Here is a 20,500-nt window from a genome sequence, read left to right on the forward strand (position 1 = left end):
TTTCTAGAAAAGGGCTACTTTTTACTATTCTCTATTATTTAGGTGAAACAAGAATTTTCACTTGTGTTTTATCTTTTACAAGTGCTTCAAATCCTTCTTCAACAACTTGATCTACTGTGATTTTTTTCGTAATTAATTTCTCTGCTTGAATTTGGCCAGAGCTAATTAATTTAATAACAGCTGGGAAGATATGACGGTATCCAAGAATACCGATAACTTCTTTTTCTTTTAGTACAAGATTGTTTGGCGTAATTGTCGCATCTTTTTCCCACACACTAACAATTACAGTTTGTCCTTCAAAGCTTGTACTTTCAATCGCTTGACGAAGTACTACTTCGACACCTGTTACTTCAAAGCTCACATTTACACCTAAACCATTTGTTAAGTTACGAATTTCTGCTAGTACATCTTGAGTAGCTGGATTTAATACATAATCCGCACCTGCTAATTTTGCTAACTCTTGACGTTCTTTAGAAAGTTCTACTGCAATAACAGGAGTTGCTCCTGCTGCTTTAGCTGCTTGAATGACAAGAAGTCCAATTGGACCACAACCAAATACTGCTACAGCTTCCCCTTCTTTTAATTTACTTTGACGTACTGCATGAACTGCTACCGCTGCAGGTTCTACAAGTGCACCTTGTTCATACGTCATTTCATCAGGAATATGGTGGACCATATCTTCTGGTACTACTGTATATTCAGAGAAACCGCCGCCTTCTCCGCCAAGACCGTGGAAAACAAGTTGTTCACAAACATTGTAATGTCCATGTTTACAAGCTTCACATTTACCACAAGAATAAATTGGTTCTACAACGACGCGATCTCCCACTTTATGAGAAGTAACGCCTTCACCGATTTCAACTACCTCACCACTAAACTCATGACCTAAAATAACCGGTGCTTTTACGTGTGTTAATGGGTGCTCTTCTGTTGGAATAAAAATAGGTCCTGCTAAATATTCATGCAAGTCTGTTCCGCAGATACCACACCATTTCACTTTAATCTTAACTGCTCCTGGTCTTACAGTTGGTTCTGGTACTTCTTCTACTCGTACATCGCGTTGATTATGCCAAAGTAATGCTTTCATTTTATACATCCCTCTCTACGTATATACTTAACCTGGTGAAGTTTACCAATCTATTATAATACTTCTATCCATATATTTCAAAAAAACAATCTCAATTCCACTAAATTTTAACAAATAACGTTCAATATTTTGTCACTTTGTACTTTTTTCCACATCTGTTAATGCTAATTTCATTGCGGTTGAAATTAGCATTATGCCATAATAGCATAGGAGAGGTGAATATCGCTTGAAATATTTTATTTACTTTATTGTTATCGTAGCGTTTCTAGATACATTTTCACAATTACCTATTATGAGTACGTTCGCTCAAAGTCTTGGAGGATCTCCTCTTATTATTGGGCTAGTTGTCGGTATGTACTCATTCGCTAATATGATCGGTAATATTATTGCTGGCGCTGCTGTCGATAAATTTGGTGCAAAAAAAATACTTTATATAAGCATGGGACTTACGAGTTTCATAGTCTTGTTATACACCGTTGTTCAAAGTGGTGAACAACTATTAGTTGTGCGCTTTATGCACGGCTTTAGTGACGGATTTTTAATTCCTGCTGCCTTTACGTTTTTATCAAAACAAACAAATTCAGCAAGACAAGGTAAGGCAATGGCTCTATCTGGTGCTGCTGTTGGAACAGCGGCAATTGTAGGACCGGCTTTCAGTGGAATTATGAAAGCAACTGCTGGTATAGAGTGGGTGTTCATCACCATTTCTATTTTAATGGTCCTTGGTACAATCGTATCTCTATTCTTCTTACCAAATAACGTATCAAGAAAAGATACCTCAAGAACACAAATGATGAACAAAGAAGATATGATTGAACTATTGAAATCAGAACCGTTATTGCAAGCATATATTGGTGCTTTCACACTAATGTTCTCACAAGGAATTGTCACTTATATGCTACCAGTGAAAGTTGAGGCATTAGCGCTTAAAGCATCTACAACAGGCATGATGTTAAGTGTATTCGGAATTACCGCTATCCTCTTCTTCTTGCTACCAACAAACCGTATTTACGATCGATTTAATCGTTCAAAACTCATGCTAATTGGGATTGCAGTAATGGCATTCGCGTTATCTTTACTTGGATTATTCGCAACAAAAGGTATGCTCTTTATCGTTATGATGATTTATGGCATTGGATTCGCTATCCTTTTCCCATCGATAAATGCATTACTTGTTGAAAATACGACAGATGATAAGCGCGGAAAAGCATTCGGATTGTTTTATGCTTTCTTCTCATTAGGAGTTGTTGCTGGCTCCTTTACAGTCGGAGCAATCGGGGCATCGCCTAGCGTCAGCTTCGTTATCGGAACTGCATTCTTGTTAACATTTGCTGGAATGATTTTTGTAAGAAGCAAAGTAAAAAAGACAATGATGGGTTAATTCCATCATTGTCTTTTTTTAAAATGCATATTGATATAATCCGTAATATAATGGCAGCGTTGGGATAATACCAATTAATTTGAATATAAAAGGTAGCGGGTCATCCTTCTCTTCATATAAACGTAAAACAAAAACGGCACTCAAAGTCCAAATAACACTAAACAGGAAGATGCATTTCCAAACGAGTGGGGTTACTATCTCTACATCAAAGACAAAACCAAATAGCCCAATCCACGTGATTATAGTCACCACAAAATCAAACTTTTGAATTAGTGTTTGAAACATGCCTCTTACTAGCGAAGTTATAGTTAATATCGCTATAATTACTAAATAAACTTTCCACAACATAATGATAAGCTCCTATTCAACTTTTGACTTTCAACAAGCCGTATTTAATAAACAATATGGCATTATATTTTTCATAAAGATAATACAACGGATAACAAAATAAGAAGAAAATAAGTACAGTTGGTACATCATCTATAATAGAAAAATATTTTACTAGTAATTCCTTAATACTCTCTCCAATCATAATAAACAGTGGAATTATACAAATTGCCGCTAATATTAAACATGGTGTGATCCTCATTTCTTTTAATTTCACCTTACAGTGTGGACACCTGAATGAAAAAGGATGCGGGAGATCAATAATATGTTGTGCAGTAATATTCCCTTCACACTGTGGACATTCAATTATTTCTTTCATTTAGTTCACTCCTTTCTATCCATAAAAAAGAGCCCTATCGAATAGAGCTCTTTGATTGCCGAATATATCACTTTTGTGTATAGCCAAATAACAATGTAAATAAATTAAACTGTAAAGGCAATACTACATTTCTTCTTCTACAAAGAAAGTGTATAAATACCGACGATACTTCGACAATTTCCTCGGAAATATTTCCTTTACCCACATAATTTGATACACTACATATGAACAGACAATTGTATTACATAAGCTAAAATAATAACTTAATGTACAAATTAAAAAGCACACTCTTCATATGAAGAATGTGCTTTTATGTTATTAACGTTTAATCCAAACAGCGCCTGCCGATTTATCCTCTGCCTGTCCAACAACTTGGAATTTAAGTCCAAGGTTTGGAACTTTTCTTCCCGCGTCTGCAATTTGTTTGTTACTATATACTTTTGAATCATCAAAAGTTGTAACACCTTGTAATCCAGAATAGTTAAACTGTCCACGTGTTAATGAATTTGCACTCCATGCGGGTGTTTGATCAAATGAAAAGGCAGCGTCTGCAATTTGCATGCCTGTATTACCATACGCTGGTTTCCCGTTTAAATTACCAACAAACGCTTCTGGATGAGAGTCTACAACACCAAGGAAGCCTTCACCTGGATGTACCCCAACCCAGTTATCTTTGAAACTATCATCTGCATACCAAACGACAAGACCAGTATTATACACCGGACCTTTTCCTGCTTTTAATCCATTATCTGATCCAGCATAGTTTCTCCACTCTAAATAATAATAATGTTGTTTCTTCTCTGTCCCATCAGAAACAACGAATCCATTTAACTGCATTTTAGATGTTCCTTCTGCATCATCAGAAAATACTACTTGTCCATCAACTGTTACATTTACATTATCCATCGCGAAACCTTTATATGTTAAAGCTGGATCTGTAATATAGTCGAATTGTAGTTTCACTTTCTTCCCTTTAAATTGACTTAAATCGTATGATTTATCAATCCATTTTCCATCTGTCGTGTCTTTATCTCCTTGTACTACTTTTTCTCCAACTCTATCAATTAACGTCTTCGTTCCATCTTCTGTTACAGCATGTACTTCGATGAAATCACACTCTGCTTCTAACTCATAATTTGCTTTATAATCGAATTTTGCATTTGTTCCTTTTGTTAAATCAAAGAATGGTGTTTCTAATGTTGTATGCATATCATCTCCTCTTGTACTATAATATGCATGCTTTCCAAACTCCGGTTTAATTGTTTCAACACTTTTACCTGGTAAGTTAACACGTACAACGCCTGGACGATTGGATTTCGTAACACTTTGATCAATATATGTAGGAACTCCTACACCACGCTTAATTTTATCGTAATCTACTTCTAAAATTTTTGCCCAGTTACCACCCATATTTTTTTGTAAGAAATCTTTATTTTGTGGTGAGAAACTAGTTGGCTCTGTTCCTGCGATTTTTCCTGTCCAGCTACCTCCACTCATTAATGACCACGCTTCAACAGGTGAACCAGTTCCAGTATATTTCGTGTCATATTCATCCGGTAAACCAAGGTCATGTCCAAATTCATGCGCAAATACACCTACTGCTCCATCTTCTGGTTCAATTGTGTAATCATGCGCTGCTACTTTTCCACCAAAGTAATCTACATTTGATTTTGTACCTTCAATCGCTACTGGATCTATCGCTAATTTTGAACGATGTGACCAAATTGCATCATCACCTAATTTACCGCCACCAGCTTCTTGACCAACACCAGCATGGATTACCATTAAATGATCAATTACACCATCAGGTTCATTTGGATTTCCATCACCATTTGTATCATATCTATCAAATTGATCAAATTGAGATAAATCTAACCCTTTCTCAGCAGCTGCATGTAAAGCTTCTTTCACTAAATCACGTGCGCCTTTTGGTCCTTTATTATCGTGACCACTACTACCATCAGCACCGTAGTCAGACGCTTTCCCTGGCACAGTTAGCCATTCGGTTACATATCCATCCGTCGTATAACTACCGCCAGACTGCTCTTCATAATATTGTTTAAACGTTTTTACTTTCGAACCATCAAATAGCTTGTACGGCTCATTACCAAATAACATTTTTTGATAATGCTCTCTACTAAAGTCTTTCGAATACATATACCCTGGCGTTTGATCAATATTATTATGTTTATAATCACTAAATTCAACGAGTAATACTAATACTTTATCATTTCGAACCGGTCCATTATATGGCGCTTGCTTTGCTTTAGAAGTTGGAACTTGCCCATTCAATTGATTTTTATTTGGTTCCGGTTTTTGCTCAGGGCTAACATTTTTTTCAGGTTTCTTTACTTTCTCCTTTTCTTCCATTTTTTTCTCTTTTACTTTTTTCACAAAATCAGATGCCTCTTTAGCAGTATCCGCTGGAAGAATTTCTTTATTTGCCTGATCCCCTTGTTTCTTTTCAATATATTTCTCTACAGCCTTTTTCGTCTCTTCTTTAGAAGATGCTGGATTAATTGTTCCTCTTTCCTTCAGTGCTTCCGCTAAACGATCTTCTTGAATTAAATTGTAATCAATTGGTGTTGTAGACACACTTTCTTTTGCTGGCGTTTCTGCGTATGCTAACGGAGCACTCATTACAGCTGAGCATCCGATGATTGTCGCGATCGTTAACGATGACAACACTTTAAATGGAGCTTTTTTTCTCATTTTACTCATCCCCTTGTATCAATCTTAAACTTCAGATAAAAATACGTAATCTATCCTCCCTTGTATAATAAAAGACATGATTCTATAAGCAATAAGCTTTCTGTTATAGAATCATGTCCTCCAGTTTTCTGGTCAGACCCTCTATCTTTTTATGTCGAAATGTGAAAAATAAAGAGTGATTTGTATATATTAAATAGCTTATATTAAAAATTTAAAAGACAATATGCACAATTGCATGAAAATTCTTTCAAACAAAAAAAAGAACCCAAGTTAATTAAACTTGGGTTCTCCATTTCGTATTATTTCTCTTGTGTTTTTTCCCAATCAGCTAAGAATTTCTCAATTCCTTGATCTGTTAATGGGTGCTTCACTAATGAAGCGATTACGTTTGCTGGGATTGTTGCAATATGTGAACCGTTTAATGCTGCTTCTGTTACGTGAACACTATGACGGACAGATGCTGCAATGATTTCTGTTTCAATGCCGTGAATTGCAAAGATTTCTGCGATTTGGCGAATTAAGTCCATACCGTTATGACCGATATCATCTAGGCGACCTAAGAACGGTGAAACGTATGTCGCACCAGCGCGAGCTGCAAGTAATGCCTGCACCGCTGAGAATACTAATGTAACGTTCGTACGAATTCCTAAATCTGAGAATGCTTTTACTGCTTTTAAGCCTTCTGTTGTCATTGGAACTTTTACAACAACGTTTGGAGCGATTTTTGCTAACTCTTTTCCTTCTTCAATCATTTTATCAGCTTCTAAGCTAATTACTTCTGCGCTTACAGGTCCTTCAATAAAGCTGCAAATTTCACGAATACGCTCATGGAAATCTACGCCTTCTTTTGCTACAAGTGATGGATTTGTCGTTACTCCAGCTACTACACCTAATGCATTTGCCTCTTTAATTTCGTTAATGTTTGCTGTATCAATAAAAAATTTCATTTGTTATTCTTCCTTCCTAATTTTCATTTTATATTTATTTATTTTTTCTTAATAAGCTCTAATTCAATCGGAATAAATTTGTCCACTTTTTTACCTTGTGTTATCTCTTTCGCTGTTTCCATCGCCTTCTCTCCGATTAATTCTGGTTTTTGAGCGACTGTTGCTGCCATACGCCCATCTTTAACCGCTTTTACAGCATCATCTGTTGCATCAAATCCAACAACAACCACATCTGTTTTACCAGCAGATTTCAATGCCTCAATTGCGCCTAATGCCATTTCATCGTTATGAGCAAACACTGCTTTTATATCGCTATTTGCTTGCAAAATATTTTCCATAACGGATAATCCTTTTGCACGATCGAAATCAGCTGCTTGTTTTGCTACTACTTTTAAAGACTTATCAGCTACGTTATGGAATCCTTTCCCACGCTCACGAGCAGCAGACGATCCAGGGATTCCTTCTAACTCAGCAACATTTGTTCCTTCACCAACTAACTCCCGAATGTAATCACTAGCCATTTGACCACCTTCTATATTGTTGGAAGCAATATGAGAAACAACTTTACCTGAATTCGCAACCCGGTCTACTGTAATAACAGGAACATTGGCTGCATTAGCTGCACTTACCGCTGAAGCAACAGCATCTGAATCGGTTGGATTAATAACAATTACATCGACACCTTTTTGAATTAAATCTTCAACATCATTTGTTTGCTTCGCCGCATCATTTTGTGCATCAACAGCAATTAATTCAATGCCGCTATCTTTTGCCTTCTTTTCTGCACCTTTTTTCAACGTGACGAAAAATGGATTATTTAAAGTTGAAACAGAAAATCCAACTTTAATAGTTTTATTTCGACCTTTATCGCTAGAATCCTTTGCCCATTCTGGTGGTTCCATTGAACAACCAGCAGTAACTACCATGATGCATGCAACGAGTATCAGTAACCATTTTTTCATGAATTGCCCCTCCATTACGCTTCTTTTCGACGATCAATTAGTACAGCTAGTAAGATTACAAGTCCTTTTACAACTTGTTGGAAGAAAGAAGATACACCTAATAAATTTAAACCGTTATTTAGTACACCAATAATAAGCACACCGATGAATGTACCAACAATCCATCCTCTTCCACCTGAAAGACTCGTTCCTCCTAACACAACTGCAGCAATTGCATCCAATTCGTAAGAAGTACCAGCAGTCGGCTGTGCAGAATCTAACCTTGATGTTAAGACAATACCTGCAAGCGCTGCCAAAATTCCGGAAAGACCGTAAATCATTACTTTAATTCTCGTAACATTAATACCTGATAAAGCTGCCGCTTCTTCATTTCCACCAATCGCAAACGTACGGCGACCAAACGTTGTTTTCTTTAAAATAAAGTACAATACTGCAAAAGCAATCATCATTGTAACGGCTGGCACAGGAATACCAAGGAAATAACCACGGCCAAACATTTGGAACATTAAATGATCACCAAGACCAGTGATCGGACGTCCGTCCATATAAACAAGCGTCAACCCGCGAAAAATAGTCATTGTTGCTAAAGTTGCAATAAACGGAGCTACTTTTCCCTTCGCAATAATGATACCGTTTACAATCCCCATTGCAAGACCTGCTAACAATCCAACTACCATTGCAAGGAACGGATCCATGCCACTTGCCATCATTCCGGCAACAAGTGCACTTGATAATGCTAAAATAGAACCTACCGATAAGTCAATACCCCCTGTTAAAATAACGAAGGTCATTCCAAATGCAATGAGTGCATTAATCGATACTTGGCGCAGTATATTAAATAAATTTGGAATTTCAATAAATGCTGGATTTAAAGCTGTAATTACTACGATAATTAATACTAATCCAATTAAAGAACCAAGTTGTTGTAATACATTCCCCTTCTTAGCCATATCTTACTCTCCCCCTGTAGCTAGTGCCATAATAGACTCTTGCGATGCCTGATCTTTCTCTAAAATACCACCGATTTTCCCTTCATGAATGACGAGAACTCGATCACTCATTCCTAAAACTTCTGGAAGCTCAGACGATACCATAATAACGGCATCTCCTTGCTCGGTAAGCTTATTCATAATAGAGTAAATTTCTTTTTTAGCCCCAACATCTACACCTCTCGTTGGTTCATCTAAAATGAGTAACTGCGGATGAATACCTAACCATTTTGCAATTACAATCTTTTGCTGATTTCCACCAGAAAGAGATTTGACAGCTTGCTCTCCGTTTGCTGCTTTCACATTAAGAAGCTTCATCATATCCTCTGTAAATTGCCGTTCTAAACCTTTATTAACCACGCTTCCCTTTGAAAGACTTTCTAAATTTGGTAAAGCTAAATTTTCACGAATCGAAAAATCTAACACAAGCCCTTCAGATTTTCTATCCTCTGTAATAAAGGCAATTCGTTGTCTAATCGCATCAATTGGACTATCAATTTTTACTTCTTGTCCATTCATGAAAATTTTTCCTGAATCGAGCGGTTCATATCCAAATATTGCTTTCATAATATCCGTGCGACCAGCTCCCATCAAGCCCGCAACACCAAGGATTTCACCTTTTCTAACTTGAAACGAAACATTTTCAAATTTTCCTTTTTTCGTTCCGTTTCGCATTTCAAAAATCACTTCGCCAATTTGACTATTTCGTTCTGGATAACGTTCACCAATACTGCGGCCCACCATCATGCTAACTACTTCATCAAATGACGTTTCTGGAATTAATCTTTTCCCTACATATTCTCCATCACGCAAAATCGTAATAGCATCACATATTGAAAAAATTTCTTCCATCCGGTGTGAAATATAAACGAATGAAACGCCCTCTTTACGCAATTTATTAATAACAATAAACAGAGTTTCAATTTCGCGATCTGTTAATGCTGCTGTAGGTTCATCCATAATAATAACGCTCGCCTTTGTCATTAATGCTTTAGCAATTTCAATAATTTGCTGTTGTCCAACTGATAATTCACCTGCTAGCATAGCACCTCTCACATGTAGACCAAGATCTGCTAATTGTTGCTGGGCAATCGCATTCATTTGACGCGTACGTAAAATGCCCGTTTTCCCATACATTAACTCTTTTCCAAGAAACATATTTTCAGCTACCGTTAAATTCGGTAATATGTTCAACTCTTGATGGATAAATGCAATACCATACTCTTCAGCTTCTTTCGCACTTTTAAAAGTTCGTTCTTTCCCATCAATCATGACTGTTCCACTGTCTTTTTTATATACACCTGTTAAAATCTTCATGAGCGTCGATTTCCCCGCTCCATTTTCCCCCATCAATGCATGGACTTCTCCTGTTTCAATCATAAACTGTGCGTTTTTTAGAACAGGATTACCACTGAACGCTTTTGAAATGTTCTTCATTTCAATATGCATTCTCATCACATCCCTTTATTAAAAAATCACGCCTGCATGTAAAATAACATTCGCATAAGGCGTTGCTTCTCCTGTACGAATAATCGCCTTCGCTCTCTTTGTATGCTCTTTAAATTCCTTATGAGACACATATTCAAATGCTGGCTCTATTAATCGCATCTCAACTTCTTTATTTACCTCTGCATTATTTATAATAACTTCTTCTGCTAACATCACTTTTTCAATTGCCATATCATCAGCAACTACTTGTAATACGTCTAAAAAGCTAGGCTTTCCGATTTCAACTGCTAAATCAATTCGTTTTACTCCATCAGGAATAGGTAACCCGCAATCAGCAATTACAATCGTATCTGTATGTCCAAGTGAAGCAAGGACTGCCGCAATTTCGCTATTTAATACACCGTGCTTTTTCATCCGACAATCACCTGCACTTCACGTACTCTATCTCTCGTTGGCATACCGCCCTGTGCCCCAAGTTTCGTTACAGAAAGACCACCAGCAATATTTGCAAAACGAATTGCCTTTTGAAGTGTTGCTCCTTCAGAAAGCGCAACTGCTAACGCACCGTTAAATGTATCACCTGCTCCAGTCGTATCTACTACGTCTACAGCAATACTTGGAACTTGAACAACTTCCGTTCCGTTATGGAAACGAACACCATTAGACCCTTCCGTCATCAATAGCTTATTTGGATATTTCGCAAGTAACTCTTCAATTGGTGATGTGAAATCATTTAATACGATGCGACATTCATGTTCATTCGGCGTAATATAAGTCGCTTTTTCTAAAATATCTTCTGATAAAAATTGTGCTGGAGCCGGATTCAACATAACTGGAATTTTATGCTCCTCACAAATAGACAGAACGTATTTTACTGTTTCAAGCGGAATCTCTAGTTGAAGAACAACCATATCAGCTTTTACAAGAAGGTCTTTTGAACGATCTACAATCGACTCATTTACAAGAGCATTTGCTCCTTGTACGACAACAATACTGTTATCCTCTTCTGCTAAAACGATATGAGCGATTCCTGTCGTCCTATCTGTAACCGGTACCACATAGTCGATAAAAATGCGTTCGTTCTCCAAATTTTTTCTAACTACTGTTCCGTAATCATCATTTCCTACTGCACCAACCATCGCTACATTTGCTCCTAATCTAGCTGCAGCAACTGCTTGGTTGGCCCCTTTTCCTCCTGGTATCGTATGAAACGCTTCACCAATTACTGTTTCTCCTGCTTTCGGCCGTATTTTTGAAACAGCCACTAAGTCCATTGAAATGCTACCTACTACTGCAATATTTGGCATCTGTCTCATCTCCTTACTTCGTTGTATTTCGTTCTATAATTTCAATCGGTAAACGATAGTGTTTCTCTTCTAATGGATTTCCTTCCATCTGCTCTAACAACAATTCTGTTGCAATTTTCCCCATTTCATAAATTGGCTGTGCAACAGTCGTAATAGATGGATACATCATTTCAGTTAAAGAAATTCCATCGAATCCAATAATTTGTAAATCGTCTGGAATAGAAATTCCCTTTTGAAGTGCAGCCTTTACAACGCCGATTGCAATTAAATCATTCCCAGCAACAATTCCATCAATATGCGGATATTCTTCTAATAATTCCACCGCTACCCGTTCACTATTAGCTGGATCGAATGTACTCTCTGCAATCATATAAGAAAGATTATTTTGCGTAATAACGTCTACAAAACCTTCAAAACGTTCATTAGCTGTGCTCACATCACGCGGTCCACGAATATGTGCAATATGTTTACACCCTTTGTCTATTAATAACTTTGTCGCCGCCTGGCTCCCTGCATAGTTATCTGCATATACAGTAGGAATGCGCTCATTAAACATACGGTCAATCGCAACAACTGGAATAGACAAATTCATGTAATTAACACTATTTTGTGGATTCGTTGCTACAATAAATCCGTCCACATTATTTTGTCTAAGCACATCAATGTATTGCTTCTCTTTTTCTAAATTTTCATCAGAGTTACAAAGTACAACTGTGTAACCTTGCTTATGTGCTACATCTTCTACAGCACGTGCAACTTCCGGAAAGAATGGATTCATGATATTTGGAACAACTAAGCCAATTAAACGAGACTTTTTATTATATAAAGAACGCGCTACTGTACTAGGCTTATAATCTAGCATTTCAATTGCTCGCTCTACTTTCTTTAATGTATCCTCATGGACATATCCATTTTTATTTAACACTCTGGAAACGGTCGCAACAGATACCCCTGCTAATTTTGCAACGTCTTTAATCGTACTCATTCTCTTTTCTCCTCATTTCATGTAACCGTTTACAGAAAATAATATAACGCATTTATAAAAATACGTCAATCATTTCTAACTAAAAAGCTTTTAAGGTTATACTCAAAAAAAGCATCGCCATAAGGCGATGCTTTTTTATTACGAATATGATACAGTTTTTTCCTTTTCTTCTACAGCAGGCTCTTCAGCATCTTTTTTACGATCAGACAGTTTAATTTTCTGTAAGAAAATCGTAAAGATAGCACCTACTACGATAAATACCAATCCTGTTAAGAATACAGTATGAAGTGAGTCCACTAAAGAGCTTTTCAAAATTGGTACGATGCTATTAGAAAATGCTTCTGGCATTTGTTTTAATGCCTCTGGACTAAATAGCATAGAATATAAACTTTGTGGATCTGTATGAATCATATCTTTAAATTTTGTTACCATTTGTCCCGCTTCTTTTGGGAATGTGTCTAATACAGGTACTAATTTATTTGTTAACGTTGTGCCTGAAGTATTATTCATAATTGATCCTAAAATTGTAATCCCAAACGTTCCACCGATTTGACGGAAGAATTGACTTGATGATGTTACAACGCCAAGATCTTTTTTCGGGAAGCTTTCTTGTAATGCTAATGTTAATATCGGCATAACAAGACCCATTCCTAAACCGATAACCATCATATAAGAAGTAGCGGTAAGCTTAGTTGTGTGCATATCCATCGTTGTTAATAACCAGAAACCACTAGCCATAATAAGCATCCCTGTAATAATTTGTGGTTTCACACCAATTTTTAATACAAGCTGACCACCAATAATACTCATAACGATCATTGTAATCATCATCGGTGTCATAATCGTTCCTGATTCAGCAGCACTTACGCCTACAATTCCTTGCATAAAGAACGGTACGAACATAATTGCTCCAAACATTCCGATACTCATAAAGAAACCGATCGCATTCAGTAGTGTAAATGTGCGGTTTTTAAAGAAGTACATCGGTAAAATTGGTTCTTCAGCCTTCGTTTCAACGATAATAAAGCTAACAATACCAATGGCAGCTAGTGCAAATAACCCGATAATTTGCCAAGAACCCCATGCATAATCTTTTCCGCCAAACGTTAACGCAAGTAATAAACTTACAACACCGAGAATCATCGTGAAGATTCCAGCGATATCAATTTTAATTGGTCCTGTTTGTTTATGTGCTTTTAATCCCATTGCAATGAAGATTGTCGCTAAAATACCAACTGGTAAGTTAATATAGAATACCCATCTCCAGTTCACTGCGTCTACAATCCAACCACCAACTTGTGGTCCAATTACAGAGGCAAGACCGTATAGAGCTCCAAAAATACCTTGCCATTTAGCACGTTCTTTTCCCGTGAACATATCTCCGATAATAATCATAGCCATTGGCATCATAATACCGCCACCAAGACCTTGAATACCACGGAAAATAATTAATTCTGTCATACCGTTTGCCATACCACATAACGCTGAACCAACCATAAAGATAATTAATCCTGCTATATATACGTTACGACGCCCAAGTAAATCCGCTAATTTACCTGCAATCGGTACAACCGTTGTTGATGTTAACATGTAAGCTGTTGTTAACCATGTCATTAAACTTAATCCACCTAGTTCACCGACGATACGCGGCATTGCTGTACCAACGATTGTTCCGTCCAATGCAGCAAATAGCATTGCGATTACTAAACCGATTAACAACAACTTTCTATTCTGATTTTCTTGTTGCTCCATGTAATCTCCTCAATTCCTCTTAGTTTTTCTCTTTTTTCTCTGGTTTCCCGCAAATAATTGTTTCTAGCTTTTCAAAGAGGCGCAACAAATCTTCCCTCTCTTGTAATTCTAAGTGTGAGAAGTACTTTGCAATATGCTCATTACGAGCCGCCATCGCTTCTTCTACTGTAGCTTTCCCCTTCTTCGTTAGCTCAATGACAACAACGCGGCGATCATTATCGTCGTGATAGCGCTCTACTAACCCATGATCAATTAAACGATCAGTCATTACTGTAATCGCGCTCGGTTTCACGTACATTTTCTCCGCCAATTGTGTCGCTCTTGAAGCTCCGTAATGATCTAAAATCTTTAAAATATAAAACTGCGGTGGTGTAAGTCCTGATGCTTGCATTTGTTCTAATAGCTCTGTTTGCATTTTCTTTCCTATAGCGAATGTAAGAGCTTGAATCTTATCAATATGAGTCATATCATTTGGCATGTTATCCACCTCTTATTTAAGCAATAAAATATTTAACGTATTTAAATATTAATCCCACAAACAAAATACGTCAACAACTTTCTTTATAAAAACGTTTACATTCTTGTCACAAAGTTGTATAATTTTCGTCGAAGTTAATATTGACAGTCACGGAGAATCGGAGTATATGGCTATGAATCATAAAGAAGGGAACTTTTTTATATTTCATAGCCTTTTTGTATTCTCTCTGTCTTAAAACGCTTCCAATTAATTAGGGGAGGATTTTCATTTTATGTTTTTCACACAATTATTTAAACCTGCGCCCCACGCAGAACGCTTACCAGCTGATCGCACTGATAGCGAATACCGCAAATTGCGTTTGCAAGTATTCTTAGGTATCTTCATCGGTTATGCGGGTTACTACTTTGTTCGAAAAAACTTTTCACTCGCAATGCCATACTTAATCGAACAAGGCTTTAGTAAAGGGGAACTTGGGGTTATCCTTTCAGCAGTATCTATCGCTTACGGATTAAGTAAATTTCTTATGGGTATCGTATCCGATCGTTGTAATCCTCGCTACTTTTTAGCAGCTGGGCTATTTTTATCCGGTATCATTAATATTATTTTCGGCTCATTTTCTTTCATTACAACGAGCATTATACTTATGTTTGTACTTCAGTTTTTAAATGGATGGGTACAAGGTATGGGATGGCCTCCTTGTGGTCGTACGATGGTTCACTGGTTCTCCATTAGTGAACGTGGTACAAAAATGTCTATTTGGAACGTCGCTCATAATGTCGGCGGCGCGCTTATGCCTTCTCTCGTTACATTAGGCTTATATTTCTTTGCAAATGACTGGAAAAGTATATTTTACTTCCCAGGTATTCTTTCAATTTTGGTGGGGATTTATGTATTAATTACGATGAGAGATACACCTCAATCTTGCGGATTACCTTCTATTGAAGAACATACTGGGGAATATCCATCAGATGAAAAAGTAGCGGACCGTGAACGCGAACTTTCGGTAAAGGAAATTTTATTTACATACATATTAAACAATAAGTTTTTATGGTACATCGCTATCGCTAATGTCTTTGTTTATTTCGTTCGTTACGGCGTTGTAGACTGGGCTCCTACTTATTTAGTAGAAGAAAAAAGCTTTACTCACAGTAGCTCACGTACAGCTTATGCTCTATACGAATGGGCTGGTATTCCAGGTACACTTCTTTGCGGATGGATGAGTGATAAACTATTTAAAGGGCGCCGCGCACCTGCTGGCATTCTATTTATGGTCGGTGTATTCATTGCCGTTCTTGTTTACTGGCTAAATCCTGCTGGGCATCCAATCATTGATAGTATCGCACTTGTTTCCATTGGATTTTTAATTTACGGACCTGTTATGCTAATTGGTCTTCACGCGCTTGACTTAGCACCCAAAAAAGCTGCTGGAACTGCCGCTGGGTTAACTGGGTTCTTCGGTTACCTAGGGGGAGCTACTTTTGCTAGCGCAGCTATGGGCTTTATTGTAGATGGATTCGGATGGGACGGCGGATTCATTTTGCTCCTTGCTTCTTGTGTGCTTGCAATGTTCTTCCTTGCTCTTACTTTAAATACAGGATCTACAAAACAAAAACAAGCTTAAACACTAATATTATACTTACAAAAAAAAGAGAGACAGTTCTTTCCAGAACACCTCTCTTTTTTCTACATATAGTACTTTTTTATTACAAATAATTTATCAATCCAACCCATAATTGTGAGCGTTTTAAAAGGGTTTTTATCCTTATATTACTGCATCTCATCTCTATATAAAAAGATTTTTGAATATTTACTCTTGTCAAACATTGTCACTTTATATTAAAATAGCAACAACATACTAAATATTTAGTCTTTTCAGAAAAGATGGAGGGATAACCATGAAGAATCCACTTCTTCGCATTGAAAACTTACAGACTTCCTTTCGCATACAAGATCAATATCATGCAGCAGTTGATAACGTTTCGTTAACTGTCCATGAAAATGAAATTGTCGCGATAGTTGGTGAATCCGGTTGCGGAAAAAGTGCACTTGCCCTTTCCATTATGCGACTGCATAATGAAGCAAATACAAAATTACAAGGGCAACTTAACTATAGAGATAAGGATTTACTTACTATGTCGACCGCAGAGATGAATAAAGTACGCGGATCAAACATCGGTATGATTTTCCAGGAACCTCTTACAGCACTCGATCCTCTTATGACAGTTGGAAAACAAATCGAAGAAAACTTAGACTACCACACAAACCTTTCGAAAGCAGAAAAGAAAGAACGCACCTTAGAACTACTCCATCAAGTTGGTATTCCAAAACCAGAATTTACATATAAACAATACCCTCACGAATTATCTGGCGGAATGAGACAAAGAATTGTTATCGCGATTGCGATTGCTTGTAACCCAGCACTCATTATTGCGGATGAGCCAACAACGGCTCTTGACGTAACCATCCAAGCACAAATTTTAGACTTACTAAAATCTATTCAAGAACAAACGAAAATGGGCATCATTTTAATTACACATGATTTAAGCGTTGTTGCCGAAACAGCTGATCGTATTGTCGTTATGTATGCAGGACAAGTTGTAGAAACAGGAACAGTAGAAGAGATTTTTAATAACCCGCTTCACCCATATACTCGTTCTCTATTAAACTCAATTCCATCTGCGTATGCGGAAAAAGAAAAATTGCATGTAATTCAAGGCGTGGTTCCTTCGTTAGCGAAGCTTCCTCGCACTGGATGTCGATTCCAAGCCCGAATCCCTTGGGTTAGACCAGATCAACATGAGGAAAATCCTGTTTTACATGAAGTAAAACCAGACCATTGGGTACGTTGTACTTGCTATAAGCACTTCAACTTCCAACATAAGAAAGGAGATGACGTAACTCATGGCACTGCTTAAAGTAGAAGATTTAAAAGTACACTTTCCAATTAAGGGTGGGTTCTTCGGACGTACATTAGATTACGTACGAGCAGTTGATGGCGTAAGTTTTGAATTGCAGCCTGGTGAAACATATGGAATCGTTGGTGAATCAGGTAGCGGCAAATCAACAACTGGTAAAGCAATTATGCACTTAACGAAAGCTACAGGCGGTAACATTCATTTTAATAATAGAGATTTAACGAAATTAAGTCGCTCGGAGCTACGTGAACAACGAAAAGATATTCAGATGATTTTTCAAGATCCTTATTCATCCTTAAACCCGAAGAAACGTGTTATCGATATTATTGCCGAACCACTTCGGAATTTTGAAAAGCTCTCACCCGATGAAGAGCGTCGAGCAGTTCAAGAATACCTTGATAAAGTTGGGTTAAATCCAGAGTCTATTTATAAATACCCACATGAATTTTCCGGTGGACAAAGACAGCGGATTGGTATTGCACGCGCACTTACATTAAAACCGAAGCTTATTATCGCAGATGAACCTGTATCTGCACTTGACGTGTCGGTACAAGCGCAAGTTTTAAACTTCTTACAAGATTTACAATCTGAACTTGGATTAACGTACCTATTCATAAGTCACGATTTAGGCGTAATTCGTCATATGTGTGATCGCATCGGTGTAATGTATCGAGGGCGCATTGTCGAAGAAGCAACTAGTGCAGAAATTTATAATAATCCACAGCACATCTATACGAAACGCCTAATATCAGCTATTCCTGATATTCGTCCAGAAAACCGCGAGCAACAACGTAAATTGCGTCGTGAGGTAAGCGCTGAGTATGAGAAATCCTACGAAAATTATTTCAATGAAAATGGACGTGCTTACGATTTAAAACCAATCTCGCCAACTCACCGGGTGGCATTACCTTAAGGGAGTGATAAAACATGTGGAAATTTATATTACGCCGGGTTTTAGTTATGATACCGCAATTATTCATATTAAGCGTACTCGTCTTTACACTGGCTAAGGCAATGCCAGGTGATGCATTAAGTGGCGCTGAACTAGCAAATCCAAAAGCCGATCCAAAAGTGATTGAAGAACAACGTGAAAAACTAGGTTTAAACGATCCTATTCCCACTCAATATGTAAGGTGGATTTCAAATGCCGTGCAAGGGGATTTCGGTATTTCTTACGCACATAAAATAAAAGTAACGGATATTATTGGGGAACGTCTTGGCAATACAATACTGTTAGCTCTTTTTATTCTTATTCTTACTTACTTAATTGCTATTCCACTTGGAGTTATAAGTGGACGTTGGAATGATACGTGGGCTGATCGACTCATTACGCTATATAACTTTTTAGGATTCGGTACACCACTGTTTATTTTCGGATTAGTAATGTTATTCTTATTCGGCTTTTTATATCCAATTTTCCCTACGAGTGGTAGCGTTGACCCACAAGTTGCAACCGGATCATTTGATTACTACTTAAGTAAATTAAATCATATGATTTTACCAGCTTTATCTGGGGCATTAATTGGAACTGTAGGAACTGTCCAATATTTACGAAGTGAAATTATCGATACGAAACATAAAGATTTTGTACGCACGGTAAAGGCAAAAGGTGTACCAGAATCTAAAGTATATTCCAGACATATTTTACGAAATTCATTTTTACCAATCGCAGCATTTTTAGGATATGAAATTACAGGTTTAGTTGGGGGCTCTATTATTCTAGAAAACATTTTCGGCTACCCAGGAATTGGACAACTATTTTTCCAATCTATCACTCAACGTGATTTCAGTGTCGTAACTGCTCTTGTATTATTTACTGGATTCGCAACGCTACTCGGGACTCTTCTTTCCGATATTATTCTAAGCATCGTTGATCCACGTATTCGTATTGATTAATGGAGGTGAAGAAACGTTATGTTAGCAAATCCTGAAAAACAAACTGAAGTCATTCATTACGAAAAGAGCCCTTCTGGTTTCTCCATTATGTGGCGAGAATTTCGTAAAGATAAACTAGCAATGTTTTCTCTATTCTTTTTAGCTTTAATATTAATAGCCGTTTATGCAACTTCATTTATTATGAAGCAAGAAGATATCGTCCGAGTCGATCTGTTCGCCATTTATGATCCTCCTTCTGCTGAACATTGGTTAGGAACTGATTATGGAGGTCGCGATATTTTCGGACAATTAATTATTGGTACACGTAACTCCTTTACAGTTGGTTTAGCTATCACTCTTTTATCAACCCTTATCGGTCTTACGATGGGACTAATTGCTGGCTATTTTGGAGGAGTTGTCGATAACATCATTATGCGTTTTATCGACTTTATGATGATTTTACCATTCTTAATGATTGTTATCGTGTTTATCTCACTCGTTCCAACTTTCAATATTACGACATTTATTCTCATAATGACCGCTTTCTTATGGGTCGGAAAAGCAAGGCTGATACGTTCTAAAGTATTGACTGAGAAAGAACTTGATTACGTATCTGCATCAAAAACGTTAGGAACACCAAATTGGAAAATAATCTTCCAGCAAATATTACCTAATTTAAGTTCTATTATCATCGTAAATATTACATTAAATCTTGCTGGTAACATCGGAATTGAATCTAGTTTAACTTACTTAGGCTTCGGTCTACCAGAGAGCACACCAAGTCTTGGTACACTTGTAAGTTACGCAACTAACCCAGATGTATTGCAAGAAAAGTGGTGGATTTGGTTACCCGCATCAATCATGATTTTAGTGTTGATGCTGTGTATAAATTTTATTGGTCAAGCGTTAAAGCGTGCGGCTGATGCTAGACAAAGAAAAGGATAAGGGGTGGAGA

Annotated in this window: 19 protein-coding genes; 6 read left to right on the forward strand and 13 right to left on the reverse strand. The window is 37.2% G+C overall.

The window, feature by feature from the left end; translation table 11 throughout:
• Positions 1-34: 34 nt before the first annotated feature.
• Positions 35-1,087: a (R,R)-butanediol dehydrogenase gene (gene bdhA / locus CQ058_RS19975; protein WP_000645834.1), complete on the reverse strand. Its 1,053-nt coding sequence runs from the start codon at positions 1,085-1,087 to the stop codon at positions 35-37.
• A 226-nt stretch (positions 1,088-1,313) separates the two neighbouring features.
• Between bdhA and CQ058_RS19980 the strand changes: the two genes are divergently transcribed.
• Positions 1,314-2,468, forward strand: coding sequence for an MFS transporter (locus CQ058_RS19980; RefSeq protein ID WP_002125260.1), 1,155 nt, complete (start codon positions 1,314-1,316; stop codon positions 2,466-2,468).
• Positions 2,469-2,486: 18 nt separating this feature from the next.
• Here the strand turns inward: CQ058_RS19980 and CQ058_RS19985 are convergent, their stop codons facing one another.
• The 12 genes from CQ058_RS19985 to CQ058_RS20040 form a co-directional block, all read right to left on the reverse strand.
• A complete protein-coding gene (locus CQ058_RS19985) occupies positions 2,487-2,816 on the reverse strand; it encodes a hypothetical protein (protein WP_002125259.1) in 330 nt (109 codons plus the stop codon).
• A gap of 16 nt (positions 2,817-2,832) precedes the next feature.
• Complete coding sequence (locus CQ058_RS19990) at positions 2,833-3,174, reverse strand: hypothetical protein (RefSeq protein ID WP_002125258.1); 342 nt, start codon at positions 3,172-3,174, stop codon at positions 2,833-2,835.
• A 318-nt stretch (positions 3,175-3,492) separates the two neighbouring features.
• Entirely contained in the window at positions 3,493-5,886 is a 2,394-nt protein-coding gene (gene inhA2 / locus CQ058_RS19995) for a M6 family metalloprotease immune inhibitor InhA2 (protein WP_002125257.1), read from the reverse strand.
• Positions 5,887-6,185: 299 nt separating this feature from the next.
• Entirely contained in the window at positions 6,186-6,833 is a 648-nt protein-coding gene (gene fsa / locus CQ058_RS20000) for a fructose-6-phosphate aldolase (protein ID WP_000667669.1), read from the reverse strand.
• A gap of 38 nt (positions 6,834-6,871) precedes the next feature.
• Positions 6,872-7,795 (reverse strand): ribose ABC transporter substrate-binding protein RbsB, encoded by a 924-nt coding sequence (gene rbsB / locus CQ058_RS20005; RefSeq protein WP_002125255.1) that lies wholly within the window; start codon positions 7,793-7,795, stop codon positions 6,872-6,874.
• Between the two features lie 14 nt (positions 7,796-7,809).
• Positions 7,810-8,745 (reverse strand): ABC transporter permease subunit, encoded by a 936-nt coding sequence (locus CQ058_RS20010; RefSeq protein WP_002029798.1) that lies wholly within the window; start codon positions 8,743-8,745, stop codon positions 7,810-7,812.
• Positions 8,746-8,748: 3 nt separating this feature from the next.
• On the reverse strand, positions 8,749-10,233 hold the full coding sequence (rbsA, locus tag CQ058_RS20015; RefSeq protein ID WP_002125250.1) for a ribose ABC transporter ATP-binding protein RbsA: 1,485 nt from the start codon (positions 10,231-10,233) through the stop codon (positions 8,749-8,751).
• Between the two features lie 18 nt (positions 10,234-10,251).
• On the reverse strand, positions 10,252-10,647 hold the full coding sequence (gene rbsD / locus CQ058_RS20020) for a D-ribose pyranase (RefSeq protein ID WP_002125248.1): 396 nt from the start codon (positions 10,645-10,647) through the stop codon (positions 10,252-10,254).
• Entirely contained in the window at positions 10,644-11,540 is an 897-nt protein-coding gene (rbsK, locus tag CQ058_RS20025; RefSeq protein WP_002010585.1) for a ribokinase, read from the reverse strand. Before rbsK ends, rbsD begins: the two co-directional genes overlap by 4 nt.
• Positions 11,541-11,553: 13 nt before the next feature.
• Complete coding sequence (rbsR, locus tag CQ058_RS20030) at positions 11,554-12,525, reverse strand: ribose operon transcriptional repressor RbsR (RefSeq protein WP_105589943.1); 972 nt, start codon at positions 12,523-12,525, stop codon at positions 11,554-11,556.
• A gap of 138 nt (positions 12,526-12,663) precedes the next feature.
• Positions 12,664-14,277 carry an MDR family MFS transporter gene (locus CQ058_RS20035; RefSeq protein WP_105589944.1) on the reverse strand — a complete coding sequence of 538 codons (1,614 nt, stop codon included), beginning with the start codon at positions 14,275-14,277 and terminating at the stop codon, positions 12,664-12,666.
• A gap of 19 nt (positions 14,278-14,296) precedes the next feature.
• Positions 14,297-14,755: a MarR family winged helix-turn-helix transcriptional regulator gene (locus CQ058_RS20040; protein ID WP_002125240.1), complete on the reverse strand. Its 459-nt coding sequence runs from the start codon at positions 14,753-14,755 to the stop codon at positions 14,297-14,299.
• Positions 14,756-15,026: 271 nt separating this feature from the next.
• Here CQ058_RS20040 and glpT point away from each other — a divergent pair, with 271 nt between their 5' ends.
• The 5 genes from glpT (at position 15,027) to CQ058_RS20065 (ending at position 20,490) form a co-directional block, all read left to right on the forward strand.
• Positions 15,027-16,376, forward strand: coding sequence for a glycerol-3-phosphate transporter (gene glpT, locus CQ058_RS20045; RefSeq protein WP_002188318.1), 1,350 nt, complete (start codon positions 15,027-15,029; stop codon positions 16,374-16,376).
• Positions 16,377-16,650: 274 nt separating this feature from the next.
• Positions 16,651-17,670 carry an ABC transporter ATP-binding protein gene (locus CQ058_RS20050; protein WP_002188317.1) on the forward strand — a complete coding sequence of 340 codons (1,020 nt, stop codon included), beginning with the start codon at positions 16,651-16,653 and terminating at the stop codon, positions 17,668-17,670.
• Complete coding sequence (locus CQ058_RS20055; protein ID WP_002188316.1) at positions 17,657-18,583, forward strand: ABC transporter ATP-binding protein; 927 nt, start codon at positions 17,657-17,659, stop codon at positions 18,581-18,583. Before CQ058_RS20050 ends, CQ058_RS20055 begins: the two co-directional genes overlap by 14 nt.
• Positions 18,584-18,597: 14 nt before the next feature.
• Positions 18,598-19,566 (forward strand): oligopeptide ABC transporter permease, encoded by a 969-nt coding sequence (opp4B, locus tag CQ058_RS20060; RefSeq protein WP_002188315.1) that lies wholly within the window; start codon positions 18,598-18,600, stop codon positions 19,564-19,566.
• A gap of 18 nt (positions 19,567-19,584) precedes the next feature.
• Positions 19,585-20,490: an ABC transporter permease gene (locus CQ058_RS20065; RefSeq protein WP_000880731.1), complete on the forward strand. Its 906-nt coding sequence runs from the start codon at positions 19,585-19,587 to the stop codon at positions 20,488-20,490.
• The last annotated feature ends 10 nt before the right edge of the window (positions 20,491-20,500 follow it).

It is taken from the genome of Bacillus sp. MYb56, from assembly GCF_002976445.1.
Lineage (GTDB): Bacteria > Bacillota > Bacilli > Bacillales > Bacillaceae_G > Bacillus_A > Bacillus_A mycoides.